This is a genomic window from Candidatus Methylomirabilota bacterium (assembly GCA_035260325.1).
In the GTDB taxonomy this organism is placed as follows: domain Bacteria; phylum Methylomirabilota; class Methylomirabilia; order Rokubacteriales; family CSP1-6; genus AR19.
This window is the reverse complement of the sequence record DATFVL010000295.1, coordinates 14,330-31,604: the sequence shown is the minus strand read 5'-3', so window position 1 is coordinate 31,604 and position 17,275 is coordinate 14,330. Positions and strand designations below refer to the sequence as shown.

Below are 17,275 nucleotides of genomic sequence, written 5' to 3'. Positions count from 1 at the left end.
TCGATAAGGAGAGACAGGATGGCGAGCATGCGCCGGTACGAGGACCCGGGTCTCATCCGCGAGCCGATGACGGTGTTCGAGGGGCAGACGCCCTCCGTCCTCGCCATGCTCGGCAAGATGCGCCGCTCGGCCTTCCAGGGGCGCCAGCTCGGCGAGGCGTTCGCGACCTGGAAGCGGATGATCGAGGGGCGGAGCCTCATCTGCCTCGGCTACGCCGCCTCGATGTCGAGCGCCGGCATGTGGCCGCTCGTGACCTGGCTGCTGGAGCGCGGCTACGTGGACGTGCTCGCGTCCACCTCGGCCAACATCACCGAGGACCTCCTCGAGCAGATGGACGGCACGCGGGTGTACCGCGTGGACGCCGACGACGTGGACGACGTCGATCTGTGGTCCGAGGGCTACTACCGCTTCTACGACCACATCGTCTCCAAGGAGCGCTACGACCAGCTCGAGACGCTCGTGACGAGCGCGTTCATCGACGACCTCGCCGAGCGCTGGCGCAAGCCCGCGATCACGACCGTGCGCTTCCTGCACGAGATGGGGCTCTGGCTCGACGCCCGCGGCTTCAGGCGCTCGATCCTGGCGACGGCGGCCCGTAACCAGGTGCCGGTCTTCTGCTGCGGCCTGCCCGACGGGCCGATCGGCGAGGGCTACGACAAGGCCAAGAAGGCCGAGATGGCGCCCGTCGTGGACTTCTTCCGCGACTACAAGGTCGCGACCGACATGATGGATGAGGCCATGGCGTCGGGCCGGGGGACCTCCGTCGTGTTCCTGGGCGGCGGGGTGCCCAAGGACTTCCTCCAGATCACGGCCACGAGCGTCTCGTCGCGGCACGGCAACCAGTCGGCGAAGCCCCACGTCGCGGCGATCCAGATCACGACCGACAACACGATCTTCGGCGGCCTCGGCGGCGCGGCGCTCACGACCGAGTGCATCTCGTGGGGCAAGGAGGCCAAGGGCGGCGACAACGTCATGTGCTTCGCCGACGTGACGATCGCGCTGCCGCTGATCTGCCAGGGCCTCGCCGAGCACTTCGGCCCCGCCCACCGGCGCCGCGAGCCGCGGCCGCTCAACCTGGCGGAGGTCTTCTAGCCGCCGGCGCTCGGGCCCGCAGCTCCTCGGCCTCCTGATCGTGCCCTGCCGGCGCGCTCTCGCCCGCTTCCGGGCGCGGCCTCGCGCCCTCGCCGTCGTCGTCCCTTCCGGGAACTCCCGTGCCCGCCCCCGGTCTAACGGGTAGACGACTCACCATGAAGGAGGGCACGACGATGACGAAGCGGGAATTCCTTGCGGGGCTGGCGGCGGCGACCGGTGTGACCCTCGTAGGCCCGGCCGGGGCGTGGGCCGACCGGATCAGGATCCTGGGCGGCACGCCCCGAGACGGCGACGTGCCGTACGCGACCGGGCAGGTGAGCCCCGAGTGGCGGAGGCTCGTCGCCGCCGTGAAGGTGGGCGACCAGAAGTCCCACGGGGCGCTCCACGTCTTCTGGCTCCACGGCCCCGCGGCCGCGGCGCCGCTCGCGATCGCGACGCTCGAGGACGCGCGCGCGCGGGGCGACCTCGTGATCACCGAGCGCGAGAGCGCGACGGTGCCTTCGCTCGTGGTGGACAACCGCGGCAAGACGCACGTGCTCCTCCTCGCGGGCGAAATCCTGCTCGGCGGCAAGCAGAACCGCGTCGTCACCGAGGACGTCCTCCTCCCGCCCCGCTCCGGCCCGGTGGATCTCCAGGTCTACTGCGTCGAGCAGGGACGCTGGAGCGTGGGCGGTGGCGGGATGGGCTTCGGCGCGCGCGGGACGTTCGCGGCGCCCCAGCTCCGCTCGAAGGTGATGGAGCGGAAGAGCCAGGCCGAGGTCTGGGCCGAGGTGAGCCGCTACGCCGCGCGCGCCGCCGCGCCGTCACCGAGCGGGAGCTACCAGGCCATCTACGACAAGCCCGAGGTCAAGGCGCACCAGGCCGAGGTCGAGCGTACGCTCGACGCGCGGACCGCGCCGGGGGCGCTGGGCGCGGCCGTCTTCGCCGGCGGGACGTTCGCGGGGCTCGACCTCTTCCAGGACGCGGCGCTCTTCGCGGGGGAGTGGCCGAAGCTTCTCCGCGCCCACGCCCTCGAGACCTACGACCGCGGGGCGATTCGCGACGTGAACGAGCGCGAGCGGCGCGCCCGGGTGGAGGAGCTGCTGCGGCGGGCCGCGGCCGTCGAGGGCTCGCTCCGGCGCGGCGCCGGCGTCGGGGCGCTCTTCGAGTTCCGCCTCGACAAGCAGCGCGGCGCGGCGCTCGTCGCCGAGGGGCAGGTGGTGCACGCCGCGGTCCTCTAGGCAGGCTCCCGGCATTGACTGTGGGCCGAGGGCTGCTACGCTTGCGTAGCACTGCGATGAAGACGATCACGCTGTCGAACCGATTTCGGCTCACGCTCCCACGCGAGGTGCGGGAGCGGCTGCGACTTCGTCCAGGCGCGAGGCTCACCGTGCTCGACAAGGGCCGCGTGATCTACCTGATACCCGAACGTCCGATGCGTGCCTACCGCGGCCTCGCCTCCGGCGTCAGCGGCCGCGCCTTCCGCGACAAGCAGGATCGCGTCTGATCGGGGGCGTCAGCCCCTCACGCTTCCCGCGGTCAGCCGCCGATGCATCCCGATCCTCCCGATCGAGGCGCAATCCCTGGATGACAACACCACTCGGCTGCCGGATCATAGGGCGGCGCGGCGGCCGGTGAAGGGCCTGGGAGGGACGATGAGCAAGGGAGCGGTCGGCTTCATCGGGCTGGGCCGGATGGGCGGGCCCATGGCCCGGAACCTGGCGAAGGCGGGCTACACCGTCCACGTGTTCGACGTCGACCCGGGGGCGGCGGCGCGGGCCGCCGCGACGGGGAGCGTCACGGCGGAGGCGCGGCCGCGCGACGTGGCGGCGGGCGTCGGCGTGCTGTTCACGGCGCTGCCGAACGACGCGATCGTCACGGAGACCTACCTCGGCACCGACGGCATCCTCGCGGGCGCGCGGAGCGGCCTCGTCAGCTGCGACTGCTCGACGGTGAGCCCCGAGGTGTCGCAGGCGATCCACGAGAAGGCGCGGGCCCTCGGCGTCACGCACATGGACACGCCGATGCTCGGCTCCTCACCGCAGGCGGAGTCGGGCGAGATCTTCTTCATGGTCGGCGGGGACCGTGACGCGCTTCCCCGGATCCAGCCGCTGCTCGCCGTCATGGGGCGCCTCACGATGTACGTCGGCCCCTCCGGCACCGGCAACCGGATCAAGCTCCTCCACAACGCGCTGGGCGCGGTCAACGCGGTGGCCGTCGCCGAGTCGCTGGCTCTCTGCGTCACCCTCGGCGTGGACCCGAAGACCTATTACGAAGTCGTGAAGAACGGCGGCGGCATGGCCTACTCCACCTACTTCGACCGGCGCGCCCTCAGGCTCGTCGTGGGCGACTTCGAGCCGACCTTCACGGCCGAGCTCATGCTGAAAGACGTCGCGCTCGCGACGCGGATGGCGGGCGCGAGCCTCGCGCACATGCCCGTCCTCCGCGAGACGCTGGCCGCCTACGCCGAGACCGCCGCGAAGGGCTGGGGCGGACAGGACTTTTCGGCGGTCGCGCACGTCGTCGAGCAACGCTTCGGCCGGACGATCTCGGGAAGGTGACGATGGCCCGTGAGCGCTGCCTCGCCCTCGCGACGTGCCTCTCCCTGCTCACCGCCGCGCCGGTCCTCGCGGCGGAGGCCATCCGCGTCGAGGCTCAGCCGGGCCGCGTGGTCGGGCTCGACGCGCGCGGGGCCGAGCGCTGGTCCATCGCGCACCCGGGACTCGGCGAGGGGAAGAAGAAGGCGGACACCGCCGTCGGTCCTGCGACCCTCGGCCGCCGCGCCTTCTACGCGATCGGGAGCGACCTGCTGGAGGTCGACGCCGCCCGCGGGCGCGTGGTCCGCCGCACGCGGTTCCCGGCGTCGATCGTGGCGCTGGCGGCGCGCGCGGAGGGCCATGAGCCCGCCCTGCTCGTGACCGTCGCGACCCTCGCCGGCATGGAGCCTCGCGATCGGATGACGATGTCCTTCCGGCCCGACGGGCCGCGCCCCGGCCGAGGCTTCTGGAGCTACCTGGGCGGCGCGGCGGCGCGCGACGCGCGCACGCTGGTGGCGGGCTACGGCGGCGGCAACGCGCAGGCGCTCGCGCCCACCGCACGCGACGCGGCGATCGCGGCCTTCGAGCGCGCCGAGGCCGCGGACCCGACGAATCCGTTCTACCCGACGTACCGGGGCCGCCTCCTTGCGGCCGCGGGGCGGCGGGACCAGGCCGGGCGCGCGTTCGCCGCCGCGGCCGACCTGCCCGCCGCGTCCTGGAGCGACCTGCTGAGCGTCTCGTCGGCCCTCGAGGTCGACGACGCGCGCGAGCCCGCCCGCCGCGCCTTCGCCCGCGGCTTCGCCGGCATGAAGGAGGCGGGCATCCGCCCCGAGCGCGTGCATACCCTGCTCACCCCGCTCGTGCTCCTCACGCCGCCCCGGGACAAGATCGGCCAGCTCGCCGCCGCCGGCGACGTCGAGCGTTACGATGAAGTTGTCGCGAGGCTCGCGACCGTGTCCCCCCGCGCCGAATGGCTCGACCGGGCGTGGGAGACGGTCGCGGCGTGGATGCGCGCCCGCGGGCGGGACGACCTCGCCCGGAAGTGGGACGAGCGCGCCGCCATCGCGCGGACGACCCTCTTCGCCAACCTTCGCGGGCTCGTCGACCGTCTCGACCCGGCGATCCCGTTCCTCCTCGGCGCGTGGTTCGGCGTGCTCGGGCTCGCGCTGGTCAGCGGGTTTCGCGGCGGCATCGCGCTCGGCCGCCGGCGCGCGGCCGGCGCGGTCGCGGGCTGGCGCGCCTGGCTGCCGCGCCCGCGGGCGGCGGACCTGATCTCCCTGCTCGCGGTGCTCTGCGCGGCGCTCGTCGTCTCCACGCTGGTGGCCGGCTGGCTGACCCTGCTCGGCACCTACGCCGGCACGCCGATCGCGCTGCTCGGCGACGCCGCGGCGGCGCCCGACGTCGAGCGCTGGCTCCTGGCGCGACCCGCGAGTCCGGCGCGCGACCGCTGGCTCGAGTACGCGCGCCAGGAGGCGCGCGCGACGCGCGCGGGCGGCAAGTACGTCGTCGCGCCGCCGGACGATGCGGTCTTCAAGGAAATGGCGGAGACGATCCCGCTCCGCGAGCGCCTCAGGCTCGGCGTCACCACGGCCCCGGACGAGGTGTTTATCGCCGCGGGCGCCGGGCCGCGCACGGGTGTCCTCGGGATCCTGGCCGTCGCGGTGCTCCTCTTCGGCCTCGGCGCGCTGGCCGGCGCGTGGCTCCCGCGCGTGGCGCGGTTCGCGGCGTGGGCGGTGCCCGGCGGACCCGCGCCGTTCTCCGTCCTCGGCGGCCTCGTGTGCGGCCTCACGGTGGCCGCCGCGCTGACCCTCCTCGGGCTCGACCGCCTGCTGCGGACCATCGCGGGGCCGAGCCACAGCTGGATCGGGCTCCCGATGGCGCCGGAGCCGCTGTCCACGCCGGTGTGGGCGTGGGTCGTGCTCGCGCTCTGCCTCGCCCTGCACGTGGCCGCCGCCTGGCAGGACGCGCGCCGGACTCCGCCGGGCGGGGTGACGTTCGGGGACGGCCGCTGAGTCAGTCGCGCGCGAGCTTCGCCGCGAGCCGGGCGAGCTCCTGCGCATCCACGTCGGACACGAGCGCGTAGCCGAGATCGCCGGCGCGCCAGAGGATCACGTTGAAACCCCGCGCGACGGTCGCGTAACCGGCGACGGCGCCGACCGGCGTGAGGCCGCGCTCGGGCCAGGGGAGCCCGTCGGCGCGGAAGACGAGGAGCGAGACGGGGTGGAGCCTGCGCTTGTAGACGAACACCGCCGCCTTGCGGTCCAGGAAGTAGCCGACGGCGCCGCCCTGGAGCGGAAACTCCGCGTCGCCCTCGAAGGCGACGACCGGCGCGAAGTCCAGGCGGCCCGCGAACCACGGCCTGACCTGGTGGATGCCGCCGCTCTCGACGTCGAGCGGCCGGTCGCGCTGGAGCAGGCGCACGTGGTCGTTGATGGCTTCGGCGACCATGCCCGCCGCGCCTTCGCGCCCTCCCGGCGCGAGCGCGCGCCAGAGCGGGAGCCCGACGGCGAGCACGACGGCCGCCGCGAGCGCCGGCACGAGCGCACGGCGCCATCCGCTCCACCAGACGCGCGGCGCGGGGGACGCCGCGGGCCACCGAGCCGCCAGGCGCCGCTTCAGGGCGAGCGAGGCCGGGTGCTGCGGCAGCTTCCGCTCGAGCACCTCGGTGAGCGCGTGCTCCGCGGCATCCTCGTGGGCACAGGCCGGACAGCGCTCGAGATGGGCGCGGACCTCCCGGTGCAGCTCCGGACCGAGCTGGCCGCGCTGGTACTCGTGCAGCTGGAGCCGGACGTCCTCGCAGTCCATGCTTATCTCGCGTAGTCCTTGAGCCGCAGCCGGAGCGCCGACCGCGCGCGCGCCAGGCGCGACTTCACCGTACCGACGGCGCAGCCGACGACCTCGGCCACCTCCGTCTCCGTCAGGCCCTCGAGGTCGAGGAGGATCACCGTGCGCGCCTCCTCGCTGAGCGTCATCAGCGCGGCCTCGATCTCCGCCGCGACGAGCTTCCTGAGCCGGTCGAGCTCGACGTCGTCGCGGAGCCACGCCTCGTCGGCGACGCCCTGGTTCGCCGGGTCCACCGTGTCGAGCCCGCCCACGAGCGGGCTCGCGCGCTGCCGCCGGTACGAGCTGAGAAAACTGTTTCGTAGAATTCTGAACAGCCACGCCTTGAGATTCGTGCCCGGCGTGAACTGGTCTGCGGCCTTGAGGGCGCGCGCGTAGGTCTCCTGCACGAGGTCCTCGGCGTCGGTCTCGTTACCCGTGAGGTAGCGCGCCAGATTGTGCAGGGTGTCGACGTAGGCCAGCGCCTCCCGCCCGAGGACGGCACCCGCATCACCCGTGTCCCGACTTCGCATGCGTGGTCGAGTCTATCAGCCCGCGCCTTCACCTTGCGCAACGCGCGACCGCGCGATTCGTTCCCGCGGAACCTTCGACCGCCGCGCGCGTTGGCGGGGGTGAGGGGAGGAAACAGTTCATGACGACACGCATCCTGCCGGCGCTCGGCCTCGCGGCGCTGGTCGCGCTGGCGGCCACGCTCCCGGCGGCGCTCACGTCGGACGGCGCGGTCCGCGAGGCACGGGTCGGCATCGAGCATTTCGCGTTCCTGCCGGAGGCGCTGACGGTGCCGGCGGGCACGACGGTGACGTGGACCAACCGCGACGACGAGATCCACACCGTGACGGCGGCGGGCGGCGCCTTCGCCTCGCCCGCGCTCGAGCGCGGCGAGGCCTTCGCGCACACGTTCACGACGCCGGGCGCCTACGACTACTTCTGCGCGCTCCACCCGAAGATGAAGTCCACGATCACGGTGAGATGAGCCGCTCACCCGACGACAAGGAGAACCACATGGATCGGCGCGGATTCCTCGAATGCATGACGTGGGTCGGGACGGGCGTGCTCTGGGGCGCGGCGGGCGGCGTGCTCTCGTCGCGCACCCTCGCCCACGCGGCCGACGCCGCCGCGGGCGGCGACTTCAGCTTCGTCCAGATCAGCGACTCGCACATCGGCTTCAAGGGCCCGGCGAACCCGGACGTGACCGCGACGCTGGAGACGGCGATCGCGAAGATCAACGCGCTGCCGAGCCCGCCGGCGTTCGTCCTGCACACGGGCGACCTCACCCATGCCCAGAAGCCCGGCGCGTTCGACGCGGTCGGCGAGCTCCTGAAGACCGTCAAGACGGAGCGCGTCTTCTACGTGCCCGGGGAGAACGACGTGTTCCTCGACGGCGGCAAGGAGTACCTCGGCCGCTACGGACGGGGCACGGCCGGCGGGCGGGGCTGGCAGAGCTTCGACTACCGGGGCGTCCACTTCGTCGGGCTCGTCAACGTGGAGAGCTACAAGGCGAAGGGCCTCGGGAGCCTCGGCGTGGAGCAGCTCGAGTGGCTCGAGAAGGACGTGGCGGGGCTGCCGAGCAGCGCGCCGATCGTGGTCTTCACCCACGTGCCCCTCTGGGCGGTCTATCCCACGTGGGGCTGGGCCACGGCCGACGGCGAGCAGGCGCTCGGCTACGTGAGGCGCTTCGGCTCGGTGACCGTGCTGAACGGTCACATCCATCAGGTACTCCAGAAGGTCGAGGGCAACGTCGCGTTCCACACCGCGATGTCCACCGCGTTCCCCCAGCCCGCGCCCGGCGCCGCGCCGTCGCCCGGCCCGATGAAGGTCCCCGAGGACCGGCTCCGCGGCGTCCTCGGACTTCGGGAAGTGACGTACGTCCAGGGGCGGAGCCCGCTCGCCGTCGTGGACCGGACGCTCGCCTGAGCGCGAGCGTCGTCTACACCTCGTAGCGGGCGCCCTGACGCAGGGGCTCGATCACGCTCCCGGCCGCGTCGAAGTCGTCCGGGTAGTGGACGAGCCGCATGCGCGCGCGGAGCGCGGCGGGGAGCGCCGCGAGCTTCGCGTACGGCGTGTGGACGCCGTGGTTGGTCTCGTGGACGACGAGGTCGGCCTCCGCCAGCCACGCGATGAGCCCGGGGTCGAACGCGGTATCGGCGCTGACGCCGAGGACGCGGCCGCCCGCGCGGATCCGGAGCGCCGTCGTCGGGATGTGATGGATCGTCCGCCGGCACTCGATCCTGAATGGCCCGACCTCGACCGCGCCCGTCTCGGCGAGGGGCGTCGCGTCGAAGTAGTCGCCGAGCGTCAGGTCGCGCGCCGTGAGCCGCTCGGGCTCGAGGAGCCGGCGCATGCCCGCGGCCAGGTGACCATCCCACACCTCGGCGAGGACGTCCGAGTGCGCGAGCAGGCGCGCGCGGCGCCCGAGGACGAAGTGCGCGAAGTAGCCGAAGCCCTCGAGCCCCGAGCTGTGGTCGGCGTGGAGGTGGGTCACGACGACCGCGGCGAAGTCGCCGACGTCGAGGGCGACGCCGGCGGCGCTGCCCGACTCCCTGAGGATCTTGCGGATCGGGTGGGGGCAATCCACGAGGAGCCACGCGCTCTCGGCGCCGACGGCGAGGCAGGAGGAGTAGTACCGGGCGGAGAACGCGTCGCCCACGCCGAGGGCGACGATCGCAAGGCCGCTCATCGCGCCTCAGGATGTCATCTACCGCATTCGCTCCGCAACGCCGCGGCACAGCGCGGCGGTCTCGTGGTCGCCGAGGCCGGCGAACGCCTCGGCCGCCCGGAGGACGCCGTCCACCGAGCCCTCGTGGTGCGCGCGCGTGAACGCGAGCAGGTAGGCGCGGCGCGCGCGCGCCCGCGTGTCGTCGCGCGCGGCCGGGTCGGCCCCGAGCCGCAGAGCCGCGTCGCCGACCTCGAGCATCGGCTCCCAGCGCCGGCTCGCGCGCGCCGCGGTGTAGGCGTCCTGCCAGGCACGGAGCGCCGCGCCGCTGTCCCGTCGCTCGAGCGCGTCGTCCGCCGCTCGCACGCGCGGCGTCACCGGCGCCGCCGCGCCGCCGAGCAGGCCGTCCACCGAGCGCTCCGCCGTCACGGCGGCGAGCGCGCCGAGGGCGCCCAGGAGGAGGACGAGCGCCGCGAACGTCACCGCCGTGGTTCGCCCCGCGTCGTTCATCGCTCCACCGGACCGGCGCCCGTCCGGAAACTTACGCCGGTGGTGGGGCGGCCTGGCGGGGGACCGATAATCAGGACTGCGCACGCGGCCGGAGTCTACTATGGGCGCATGCGCACGCGGAGCGACCTCGTGGCGATCGCGCAGCGGGTGATGCGCGAGCGCGGGCTCGAGCCTGACTTCTCGCCGGCGGTCCTCGCCGAAGTCGGCGCGCTCACGACGGCCGCGGGCGCCGGCGACGCCGGCGCGCGCGAGCTGCGCGATCGCCTCTGGTGCTCGATCGACAACGACGACTCGCGCGACCTCGACCAGCTCTCCGTCGCCGAGCCGCTCGCGGGCGGCCGGGTGAAGATCCTCGTCGCTGTCGCCGACGTGGACGCGCTCGTCCGGCCGGGCTCTGCGACCGACGGCCACGCGCGGACCAACACGACGTCGGTCTATACGGCCGGCGGCGTCTTCCCGATGCTGCCCGAGCGGCTCTCCACCGATCTCACCTCGCTCGGCGAGGGCGAGGACCGGCGGGCGCTCGTCGTCGAGATGACGGTCGGCCCCGACGGGACCGTCGGGGCCTCTGACGTCTACCGCGGGGTGGTGCGGAACCGCGCGAAGCTCGCGTACGGCGCGGTCGCGGCCTGGCTCGACGGCCGGGGGCCAGTCCCGCCGCGCGTGGCCGCGGTCGCCGGCATGGATGCGCAGCTCAGGATCCAGGACCGGGTCGCCCAGGCGATGAAGAGCTCCCGGCACGAGCACGGCGCGCTGAGCCTCGAGACGCTCGAGACGCGCGCGGTGTTCGACGGCGACGTCCTGACGGACCTCCGGCCGGACGAGCAGAACCGCGCCAAGGAGCTGATCGAGGACTTCATGATCGCCGCGAACGGGGTCACCGCGCGCTACCTCGCGGCGCGCGGCAGCCCGTCGCTGCGCCGTGTCCTCCGCACGCCGGAGCGCTGGGACCGGATCGTCGCGCTCGCCGGCGAGCTCGGCGAGCGGCTGCCGGCGGCGCCCGACGCCAGGGCGCTCGAGGCGTTCCTCGCCCGGCGCCGCGCGGCGGATCCCGACCGCTTCCAGGACCTCTCGCTCAGCGTCGTGAAGCTCCTCGGCTCGGGCGAGTACGCCCTGGACCTCCCCGGGCAGGCGCCGGAGCCCCACTTCGGCCTCGCCGTCCGCGACTACACGCACTCGACGGCACCCAACCGCCGCTTTCCCGACCTGCTCACGCAGCGCCTCCTCAAGGCGGCTCTCGCGGGCCGGCCGGCGCCGTACGCCGCGGACGAGCTCGGCGCCCTCGCGCGCCACTGCACGGAGCAGGAGGACAACGCGAACAAGGTCGAGCGTCAGGTGCGGAAATCGGCTGCGGCGCTGCTGATGCAATCGCGGATCGGCGAGCGCTTCGACGCCCTCGTGACCGGGGCGTCCGACAAGGGCACGTGGGTGCGGATCCGGGAGCCGCACGTGGAGGGCAAGCTGGTGCGCGGCGGGGAGCGGCTCGACGTCGGCGACCGCGTGCGGGTCGAGCTGGTCGCGACCGACGTGGAGCGCGGCTACGTGGATTTCGCGCGCGTGACGTAGCCGAGGGCGCGGTCGCGCTCGCGCCGCGCGCGCTCGCGCCGGCCTGGCCGCCCCCAGCCGCCGCCGCCCGGCGTCCTCACGAGCACCGTGTCGCCCTTCGTCAGCACGTGCTGGCGCCGGTTGTCGATGCGGCGGCCGTTGATGCGGACGTCGCCGAGGCCGCCCGGCCCGCCGCCGGCGAAGCCCGGCGCGGGGAAGCGCGTGCGCTCGGCCATGAAGCTCACGAGGATCGGCGTGTCCGACTCGCTCTCGATCAGGATGTCCTGCCCGAGCCCGCCCCGGAACCGGCCGGCGCCGCCCGAGCCCGGCGTGAGGCGCTTCGCGTGGAAGAAGAGCGGGCTGTTGCGCTCGGCGACCTCGACGGGCGTCGAGGAGATGTTGCTCGGCCAGGACGTGGCGTGCTCGCCGTCCTTCACCGGCGTCGCGCCCATGCCGCCGTTGAAGAAGAAGACGTTCGTGTACGGCTGGCCGTCGGCGCGGAGCCCCGTCTGCTGCACCGCCCAGAGCGGCGAGCCCGCGCCGGCCATGATCCGGTCGGGGATCACACGGTGGAGCGCGCCGAAGAGCAGCACCGGCACGTAGTGGCCGGTGACGGCGCGGCTCACGACCGCGGCGGGGAACCGGGGGTTGAGGATGGAGCCCTCCGGCGCCGTCACGCGGACGGGCCGGTACATCCCCTCGTTGTTGGCGAGGCCGGGCAGGAGCGCGCACTTGAGCGCGTACGCCGTCATCGCGTAGGTGTACGCGTAGACGCAGTTGATCGCGCGCGGCTGCTGCGGCGAGGTGCCCGTGTAGTCCGCGAGGATCTCGTCGCCGGCGACCGTCAGCGCGACCCGGTACTCGAGGGGCGCGTCCACGCCGTCCGTGCGCATCGCGTAGCGGTAGGTGCCGTCGCGGACCGCGCGGATCGCCTCGCGCATCGCCCGCTCGGCGCGCGCGAACAGCTCGTCGCCGAGCCCGGTCAGGGCGTCGAGCCCGCCGTCGTCCATCAGCGCGAGCAGGCGCTTCTCCATCAGCTCGTTCGCCCCGACCTGCGCCCAGATGTCGCCGACGGTCTGGTCGGGCGTGCGCACGTTGGCGCGGATCAGCCCGATCAGCGTCTCGTTCGTCCGCCCGTCCTCCCGGAGCTTCATCAGCGGGATGTGCAGGCCCTCCTCGAAGATCTCGCGCGCCTCGATCGCGCGGACGCGGCCGCCGATGTCGGGCATGTGCGACGTGGTCGCGGAGAAGGCGACGAGCCGCCCGCCGCGGAAGATCGGCTTCAGCACGCTGACGTCCGACATGTGGCCCGTCCCCATCCACGCGTCGTTGGTGATGAGGACGTCGCCCGGCCGCATCCCCTCGGCGCCGAACGCGCGCAGGAAGTGGCGGACCGTCGCGGGGAGGGTTCCGATGAACGAAGGGATCGAGCCCGTATTCTGCGCGATGGCATGGCCCCGCGCGTCCGTCAGCATGCACGCGAAGTCGTTCGCCTCGTTCGAGAGCGTCGAGAACGACGTCCGCACGATCGCCTTCGCGGCCTCGTCCACGATCGAGATGAGACGCGTCCAGAGGACCTCGAGCGTGACGGCGTCGAAGCCGGCGGTCATCGCGGGACGTCCGTGTCCTTGAGGCGGGCGAAGCACCAGACATCGCGCGGCACCTTGCCCTGGCTCGGGGCGGAGAGCCAGCGGCGCAGCACGCCCTCGCGCGCCATCCCGACCTTCTCGAGGACGCGCTGCGAGGCCACGTTCTCGAGGTCCGCCACCGCCCAGACGCGATGCACGTCGGGCTGGGCGATCGTCCACTCGACCACGGCGCGCGCCGCCTCCGTCGCGAGGCCCCGGCCCCAGTAGCGCCGGGCGAGGACGTAGCCGACCTCCGCGCGCGTCGCGACCGGACGCAGGTCGATCATCCCCGCGACGTCGCCGCCCGCGGCGAGCGTGATCAGCCAGGAGTAGACCTCGCCCGTCTTCCAGCCCGCCAGGCAGTACTCCTCGACGAACTTCCCGGTGACGGCCACGCTCGGGTGGGCGCTCCACGACACGAAGCGCGTCACCTCGGGGTCGCGCGCGTAGCTCTCGTAGATGGCCCGCGCGTCGTCCACGACGGGCCGGCGCAGGTGGAGGCGCGGCGTGTCGAGGGCGGCCGGCGGCTTCACGGCGCCCCGAGCGTCACGACGACGTTGCCGCTCGGCGCGACGCGCGCCGAGGCGCCGGGGCCGACGACGAGGGTCGAGCCCTCCTCCTCGACCACCGCGGGGCCGGCGAGCTCGTCGCCGGTCGCGAGGCGGTAGCGGTCGTAGACCGTCGTCTCGATGAAGCCGCCGGCCTCGCCGAAGTACGCCGGCCGTCGGCCCTTGACCGCGTCGCCGCGCGCGCGCCGGGCCGCGCCCGGAAGGGCGACGTCCCCGCCGGCGACGGGGGCGCGCACCGCGACCCGCACGTTGATGAACTCGACGGGCACGTCGGGTGGCGTCAGCGCGAACTTCTCGCGGTACGCGGCTTCGAAGGCGCTGCTCAGCCGGCGCCGGGTCGCGTCGCCGTCGTCGTACGGCCCGTCGGGGAGCGTCACGACGAGGTCGAAGCCCTGCCCGAGGAACCGGCCGTCGGCCAGCCGGCGGACCGTGGCCGTCTCGAGCTTGAGCCCCGTGTCCGCCATGACGGCGCGTGCCTCGGCCTCGAGCCGCCGGAACGCGGCCTCGAGCGCGGCGACGCTCCCCTGGTCGAGCCGGATCCCGACCGTCGCGACGCGGTCCACGCGCGCGGGCGCCACGAGGAGGCCGAGCGCCGAGGCGACGCCCGCGGACGGGGGGCAGACCACCCGCCGCAACCCGAGCTTCAGCGCGACGCCGTGGGCGTGGACCGGCCCGGCGCCGCCGGTGCAGAGGAGGGCGTAGTCGCGCGGGTCGCGGCCGCGCTCGGCGATGTGGACGCGCGCCGCGCTCGCCATGTTCTCGTTGACGATGTCGTGGATGCCCCACGCCACCGCGGTCGGCGAGAGCCCCACGCGCTCGGCGACGCGGGCGACCGCCCGGCGCGCGGCGTCCAGGTCCACCGTGACCTCGCCGCCCGCGAAGTACGCCGGGTTCAGGTAGCCCAGGACGAAGTCGGCGTCCGTCACGGTCGCCTCCGTGCCGCCGAGCGAGTACGACGCCGGGCCGGGCTGGGAGCCGGCGCTGCGCGGGCCGACCCGGAGGAGCCCGATCTCGCTCACGTCCGCGATCGAGCCGCCGCCGGCGCCGATCTCGATCAGCTCGATGGTCGAGATGCGCACCGGCAGGCCGCTGCCCTCGATGAACCGCCGCTGCCGCGCCGCCTCGAAGCTGTACGCGGTCAAGGGCTCGCCGCCGTCCACGAGCGAAAGCTTCGCCGTCGTGCCGCCCATGTCGAACGCGAGGAGGCTCCCGCCGGAGTCCTCCCGCCCGAAAAAGGCCGCGGCCAGCGCGCCCGCGGCGGGACCGGACTCGAGCATCTGCACGGGCGTCCGCCGCGCCTCCGTGACGTGGGTGAGGCCGCCGCTCGAGAGCATGAGGAGCAGCGGGGCGGGGATGCCGAGCTCGGCGAGGCGCGTCGCCATCACGTCGAGGTAGCGCTGGGCGAGCGGCTTGATGTAGGCGTTGATGACCGTCGTCGAGGCGCGCTCGTACTCGCGGATCTCCGGCGCGACCTCGTGGGAGGCGGTGACCGCGACGCGCGGGAAGCTCCGCGCGACGACGCGCACGGCCTCGGCCTCGTGCCGCGGGTTCGCGTAGGCGTGCAGGAAGACGACGGCGAGCGACGTCGCGCCCGCCTCCACGAGCCGCCGGGCGCGCGCCCGGACCTCTCTCGGATCGAGCTTCCGGGCGACGTGGCCGTCGGCCCGGGTGCGCTCCGCGACCTCGAGACGACGATCGCGCGGCACGAGGGGCTCGGGGCGCGCGAGGTTGACGTCGTAGAGCTCGTACTTGCGCTCCCGCCCGATCTCGAGCGTGTCCGCGAAGCCGGCGGTCGTCAGGAGCCCCGTCGTCGCGCCCGTGCGCTCGATGAGCGCGTTGGTGAAGAGCGTCGTCGCGTGGACGACGCGCGTGAACCGCGAGGGGTCGAGGCGTCCGGCCCGCAGGACGGCGGCGGTCCCCACCGCGACGGCGCGCGAGGGATCGTCGTGGGTCGTCAGGACCTTCCGGCTCCATCGCCGCCCGGTGTCGTGGTCGTAGACGACGATGTCGGTGAAGGTGCCGCCGATGTCGATCCCGAGCGAGTAGGCGGGCACGGGCGAAACCCTAGGGCGAAGCGCCCCCGAGGTCAAGCGTCCCCGTACGAATGCCCCGCGAAGGCGGGGGCTTCGGTGTAACGTAACCGAGGAATGCAACGCAGGGAGACGGTGCTGCTCGTCGACGACGACCCCCAGGTGCTCGAGCTGGCGCGGGAACTTCTCGAGCTCGAGGGTTACCGCGTGCTGAAGGCCAACAGCGGCGAGAAGGCCCTGGAGATCGCCGACGGCCATCCGGAGCCCATCGCCCTCCTCCTGGCCGACGTCGTCATGCCGGGCCTCAGCGGGCCCGACGTCGCGGCCCGCCTGCGGCCGCTCCGGCCCAGCACGAAGGTGTTGTACATGTCCGGCTTCGCGAGCTCGGCCGTCGCCGCCCGCGGCGTACAGTCCGGCGACCCGCTCGTCTTCAAGCCGTTTCGCCCCGAGGCCCTCCTGCGCAAGGTGCGGGAGGTTCTGGACCCGCGCTCGCCGTTCGCGCGGCGCCCGGAGCCGCCGAGCCGCTGAGCGGCACGCGCCATGAGGCTCGCGGGCAAGGTCGCCCTCGTCAGCGGCGGCGCGCGCGGCATGGGCGCCGCCGAGGCCCGCCTGTTCGCCCGCGAAGGCGCGCGGGTCGTCATCGGCGACGTCCTCGAGGCGGAGGGCAAAGCGGTCGAGGCCGACGTCAACGCGAAGGGCGGCGGGGCCGTGTTCGTGCGCCTCGACGTGACGCGCGAGGCCGACTGGGAGCGGGCCGTCGCGGCGGCGCTCGACCGCTTCGACGGGCTCCACGTGCTCGTGAACAACGCCGGCGTCGGCGCCGCGAGCCGGATCGAAGACACCACCGTCGAGGCGTGGGACCGCGTGATGGACGTCAACGCCAAGGGCGTGTTCCTCGGCACGAAGGCGGTGATCCCCGCCATGCGCCGCGCCGGCGGAGGATCGATCGTGAATATCTCCTCCCAGCTCGGCCTCGTGGGGATGGACGACAGCAGCCCGCAGTATCAGGCGTCGAAGGGCGCGGTGCGGCTCCTGACGAAGACGACCGCGCTCCAGTATGCGCGCGACGGCATCCGGGCCAACTCCGTCCATCCCGGGCCGATCGTCACGCCCATGACCGAGCGCCGCCGCGCCGATCCGGCGCAGTACCAGCGGATGCTCGCGCGCATCCCCCTCGGTCGCTACGGCGAGCCCGACGAAGTCGCGTACGGTGTCCTGTACCTCGCCTCGGAGGAGTCCGCCTTCGTGACCGGCAGCGAGCTCGTGATCGACGGGGGCTGGACGGCTCAGTAGCTCGCGTGGGCGCTACCGCCCGGCGCCGGCCGGATAGTGCCACGCTGGCAGACTTCCCTCCCGAGAAATCGCTGATATCGCAGGCGTCCCGCGGGTGGCAACGGCCTTGCTCGTGCACCGGGCACGACCGGAGGTGCGCGCTTGGCCAACCCGAGCTTGGAACGCGACCGGACCCCAGACAAGGACGCTGCCGTAGTCGACCAGCTCATCAGGAAGCTCCGACCCTCGAGCCCGGCGGTCGCGTCGGCGCCGAAGCCCCTCGCGGCCCACAGCTCAGCACCGGCAGCGCCGCCGACCCAGTCCGCCATCTGGGGCCGCGTGGCCCTCGGTGTGCTCGTCGGGATCGCGCTGACCCAGTGGCCGTACGGGCGCGCCTGCGGGTGGTGGCTGTCCTTCTATCTGACCGCGGTCGCGCTCGTCGTCGTGACGGGCGTGTGGGGCACCCTGTTCTCGTGGAAGGGCCGGCTCGCGGTCGCCCACGTCGTCGCGCTCGGCATCGTCCTCTGGGGATTCGCCCTCGCGACGCACGAGGTGCTGCCGCGCGTCGGGTACGCGAAGGCCTCGGCCGTCTGGCGCTGCGCCGCTCGCTGACGGTCGC

At 73.7% G+C, this 17,275-nt stretch carries 18 protein-coding genes; 11 read left to right on the top strand and 7 right to left on the bottom strand.

The window, feature by feature from the left end; translation table 11 throughout:
* Positions 1-18: 18 nt before the first annotated feature.
* The 5 genes from VKG64_18935 to VKG64_18915 all read left to right on the top strand — a co-directional run bounded on the left by VKG64_18935 (position 19) and on the right by VKG64_18915 (position 5,620).
* Positions 19-1,092 (top strand): deoxyhypusine synthase family protein, encoded by a 1,074-nt coding sequence (locus tag VKG64_18935; GenBank protein HKB27117.1) that lies wholly within the window; start codon positions 19-21, stop codon positions 1,090-1,092.
* Between the two features lie 173 nt (positions 1,093-1,265).
* On the top strand, positions 1,266-2,312 hold the full coding sequence (locus VKG64_18930) for a DUF6569 family protein (protein HKB27116.1): 1,047 nt from the start codon (positions 1,266-1,268) through the stop codon (positions 2,310-2,312).
* 56 nt (positions 2,313-2,368) lie between these two features.
* Complete coding sequence (locus tag VKG64_18925) at positions 2,369-2,578, top strand: AbrB/MazE/SpoVT family DNA-binding domain-containing protein (GenBank protein ID HKB27115.1); 210 nt, start codon at positions 2,369-2,371, stop codon at positions 2,576-2,578.
* A 148-nt stretch (positions 2,579-2,726) separates the two neighbouring features.
* Positions 2,727-3,632 (top strand): NAD(P)-dependent oxidoreductase, encoded by a 906-nt coding sequence (locus tag VKG64_18920; protein HKB27114.1) that lies wholly within the window; start codon positions 2,727-2,729, stop codon positions 3,630-3,632.
* Between the two features lie 2 nt (positions 3,633-3,634).
* A complete protein-coding gene (locus VKG64_18915; GenBank protein ID HKB27113.1) occupies positions 3,635-5,620 on the top strand; it encodes a hypothetical protein in 1,986 nt (661 codons plus the stop codon).
* Position 5,621: 1 nt separating this feature from the next.
* Here the strand turns inward: VKG64_18915 and VKG64_18910 are convergent, their stop codons facing one another.
* A complete protein-coding gene (locus VKG64_18910) occupies positions 5,622-6,413 on the bottom strand; it encodes a zf-HC2 domain-containing protein (protein HKB27112.1) in 792 nt (263 codons plus the stop codon).
* Positions 6,414-6,415: 2 nt separating this feature from the next.
* Positions 6,416-6,961, bottom strand: coding sequence for a sigma-70 family RNA polymerase sigma factor (locus tag VKG64_18905; GenBank protein HKB27111.1), 546 nt, complete (start codon positions 6,959-6,961; stop codon positions 6,416-6,418).
* 119 nt (positions 6,962-7,080) lie between these two features.
* On the opposite strand from VKG64_18905, the gene VKG64_18900 reads away from it, so the two are divergent.
* Together VKG64_18900 and VKG64_18895 are read left to right on the top strand one after the other, a co-directional pair.
* Positions 7,081-7,422: a cupredoxin family copper-binding protein gene (locus VKG64_18900; GenBank protein HKB27110.1), complete on the top strand. Its 342-nt coding sequence runs from the start codon at positions 7,081-7,083 to the stop codon at positions 7,420-7,422.
* Positions 7,419-8,363: a metallophosphoesterase gene (locus VKG64_18895; GenBank protein ID HKB27109.1), complete on the top strand. Its 945-nt coding sequence runs from the start codon at positions 7,419-7,421 to the stop codon at positions 8,361-8,363. The genes VKG64_18900 and VKG64_18895 overlap by 4 nt, the downstream gene beginning before the upstream one ends.
* 13 nt (positions 8,364-8,376) lie before the next feature.
* Here the strand turns inward: VKG64_18895 and VKG64_18890 are convergent, their stop codons facing one another.
* Complete coding sequence (locus VKG64_18890; protein ID HKB27108.1) at positions 8,377-9,126, bottom strand: MBL fold metallo-hydrolase; 750 nt, start codon at positions 9,124-9,126, stop codon at positions 8,377-8,379.
* Positions 9,127-9,144: 18 nt separating this feature from the next.
* A complete protein-coding gene (locus VKG64_18885) occupies positions 9,145-9,612 on the bottom strand; it encodes a hypothetical protein (protein ID HKB27107.1) in 468 nt (155 codons plus the stop codon).
* A gap of 108 nt (positions 9,613-9,720) precedes the next feature.
* Between VKG64_18885 and VKG64_18880 the strand changes: the two genes are divergently transcribed.
* Entirely contained in the window at positions 9,721-11,178 is a 1,458-nt protein-coding gene (locus tag VKG64_18880) for an RNB domain-containing ribonuclease (protein ID HKB27106.1), read from the top strand.
* Here VKG64_18880 and VKG64_18875 read toward each other — a convergent pair.
* The 3 genes from VKG64_18875 to VKG64_18865 are packed head-to-tail and all read right to left on the bottom strand — an operon-like array spanning position 11,151 to position 15,408.
* Complete coding sequence (locus VKG64_18875; protein HKB27105.1) at positions 11,151-12,767, bottom strand: hydantoinase B/oxoprolinase family protein; 1,617 nt, start codon at positions 12,765-12,767, stop codon at positions 11,151-11,153. The genes VKG64_18880 and VKG64_18875 overlap by 28 nt on opposite strands.
* Entirely contained in the window at positions 12,764-13,318 is a 555-nt protein-coding gene (locus VKG64_18870) for a GNAT family N-acetyltransferase (GenBank protein ID HKB27104.1), read from the bottom strand. Before VKG64_18870 ends, VKG64_18875 begins: the two co-directional genes overlap by 4 nt.
* Entirely contained in the window at positions 13,315-15,408 is a 2,094-nt protein-coding gene (locus VKG64_18865) for a hydantoinase/oxoprolinase family protein (protein ID HKB27103.1), read from the bottom strand. Before VKG64_18865 ends, VKG64_18870 begins: the two co-directional genes overlap by 4 nt.
* A gap of 93 nt (positions 15,409-15,501) precedes the next feature.
* Between VKG64_18865 and VKG64_18860 the strand changes: the two genes are divergently transcribed.
* The 3 genes from VKG64_18860 (at position 15,502) to VKG64_18850 (ending at position 17,268) form a co-directional block, all read left to right on the top strand.
* Entirely contained in the window at positions 15,502-15,912 is a 411-nt protein-coding gene (locus VKG64_18860) for a response regulator (GenBank protein HKB27102.1), read from the top strand.
* A gap of 12 nt (positions 15,913-15,924) precedes the next feature.
* Positions 15,925-16,677, top strand: a complete 753-nt coding sequence (locus tag VKG64_18855) for a glucose 1-dehydrogenase (GenBank protein ID HKB27101.1) — start codon at positions 15,925-15,927, stop codon at positions 16,675-16,677.
* A gap of 141 nt (positions 16,678-16,818) precedes the next feature.
* Positions 16,819-17,268 (top strand): hypothetical protein, encoded by a 450-nt coding sequence (locus tag VKG64_18850; GenBank protein ID HKB27100.1) that lies wholly within the window; start codon positions 16,819-16,821, stop codon positions 17,266-17,268.
* The last annotated feature ends 7 nt before the right edge of the window (positions 17,269-17,275 follow it).

Bases quoted from the DNA above. Each gene is read 5' to 3' on its own strand.
- VKG64_18935 (HKB27117.1), top strand. From the start codon at position 19: ATGGCGAGCATGCGCCGGTACGAGGACCCGGGTCTCATCCGCGAGCCG.
- VKG64_18930 (HKB27116.1), top strand. From the start codon at position 1,266: ATGACGAAGCGGGAATTCCTTGCGGGGCTGGCGGCGGCGACCGGTGTG.
- VKG64_18925 (HKB27115.1), top strand. From the start codon at position 2,369: ATGAAGACGATCACGCTGTCGAACCGATTTCGGCTCACGCTCCCACGC.
- VKG64_18920 (HKB27114.1), top strand. From the start codon at position 2,727: ATGAGCAAGGGAGCGGTCGGCTTCATCGGGCTGGGCCGGATGGGCGGG.
- VKG64_18915 (HKB27113.1), top strand. From the start codon at position 3,635: ATGGCCCGTGAGCGCTGCCTCGCCCTCGCGACGTGCCTCTCCCTGCTC.
- VKG64_18910 (HKB27112.1), bottom strand. From the start codon at position 6,413: ATGGACTGCGAGGACGTCCGGCTCCAGCTGCACGAGTACCAGCGCGGC.
- VKG64_18905 (HKB27111.1), bottom strand. From the start codon at position 6,961: ATGCGAAGTCGGGACACGGGTGATGCGGGTGCCGTCCTCGGGCGGGAG.
- VKG64_18900 (HKB27110.1), top strand. From the start codon at position 7,081: ATGACGACACGCATCCTGCCGGCGCTCGGCCTCGCGGCGCTGGTCGCG.
- VKG64_18895 (HKB27109.1), top strand. From the start codon at position 7,419: ATGAGCCGCTCACCCGACGACAAGGAGAACCACATGGATCGGCGCGGA.
- VKG64_18890 (HKB27108.1), bottom strand. From the start codon at position 9,126: ATGAGCGGCCTTGCGATCGTCGCCCTCGGCGTGGGCGACGCGTTCTCC.
- VKG64_18885 (HKB27107.1), bottom strand. From the start codon at position 9,612: ATGAACGACGCGGGGCGAACCACGGCGGTGACGTTCGCGGCGCTCGTC.
- VKG64_18880 (HKB27106.1), top strand. From the start codon at position 9,721: ATGCGCACGCGGAGCGACCTCGTGGCGATCGCGCAGCGGGTGATGCGC.
- VKG64_18875 (HKB27105.1), bottom strand. From the start codon at position 12,767: ATGACCGCCGGCTTCGACGCCGTCACGCTCGAGGTCCTCTGGACGCGT.
- VKG64_18860 (HKB27102.1), top strand. From the start codon at position 15,502: ATGCAACGCAGGGAGACGGTGCTGCTCGTCGACGACGACCCCCAGGTG.
- VKG64_18855 (HKB27101.1), top strand. From the start codon at position 15,925: ATGAGGCTCGCGGGCAAGGTCGCCCTCGTCAGCGGCGGCGCGCGCGGC.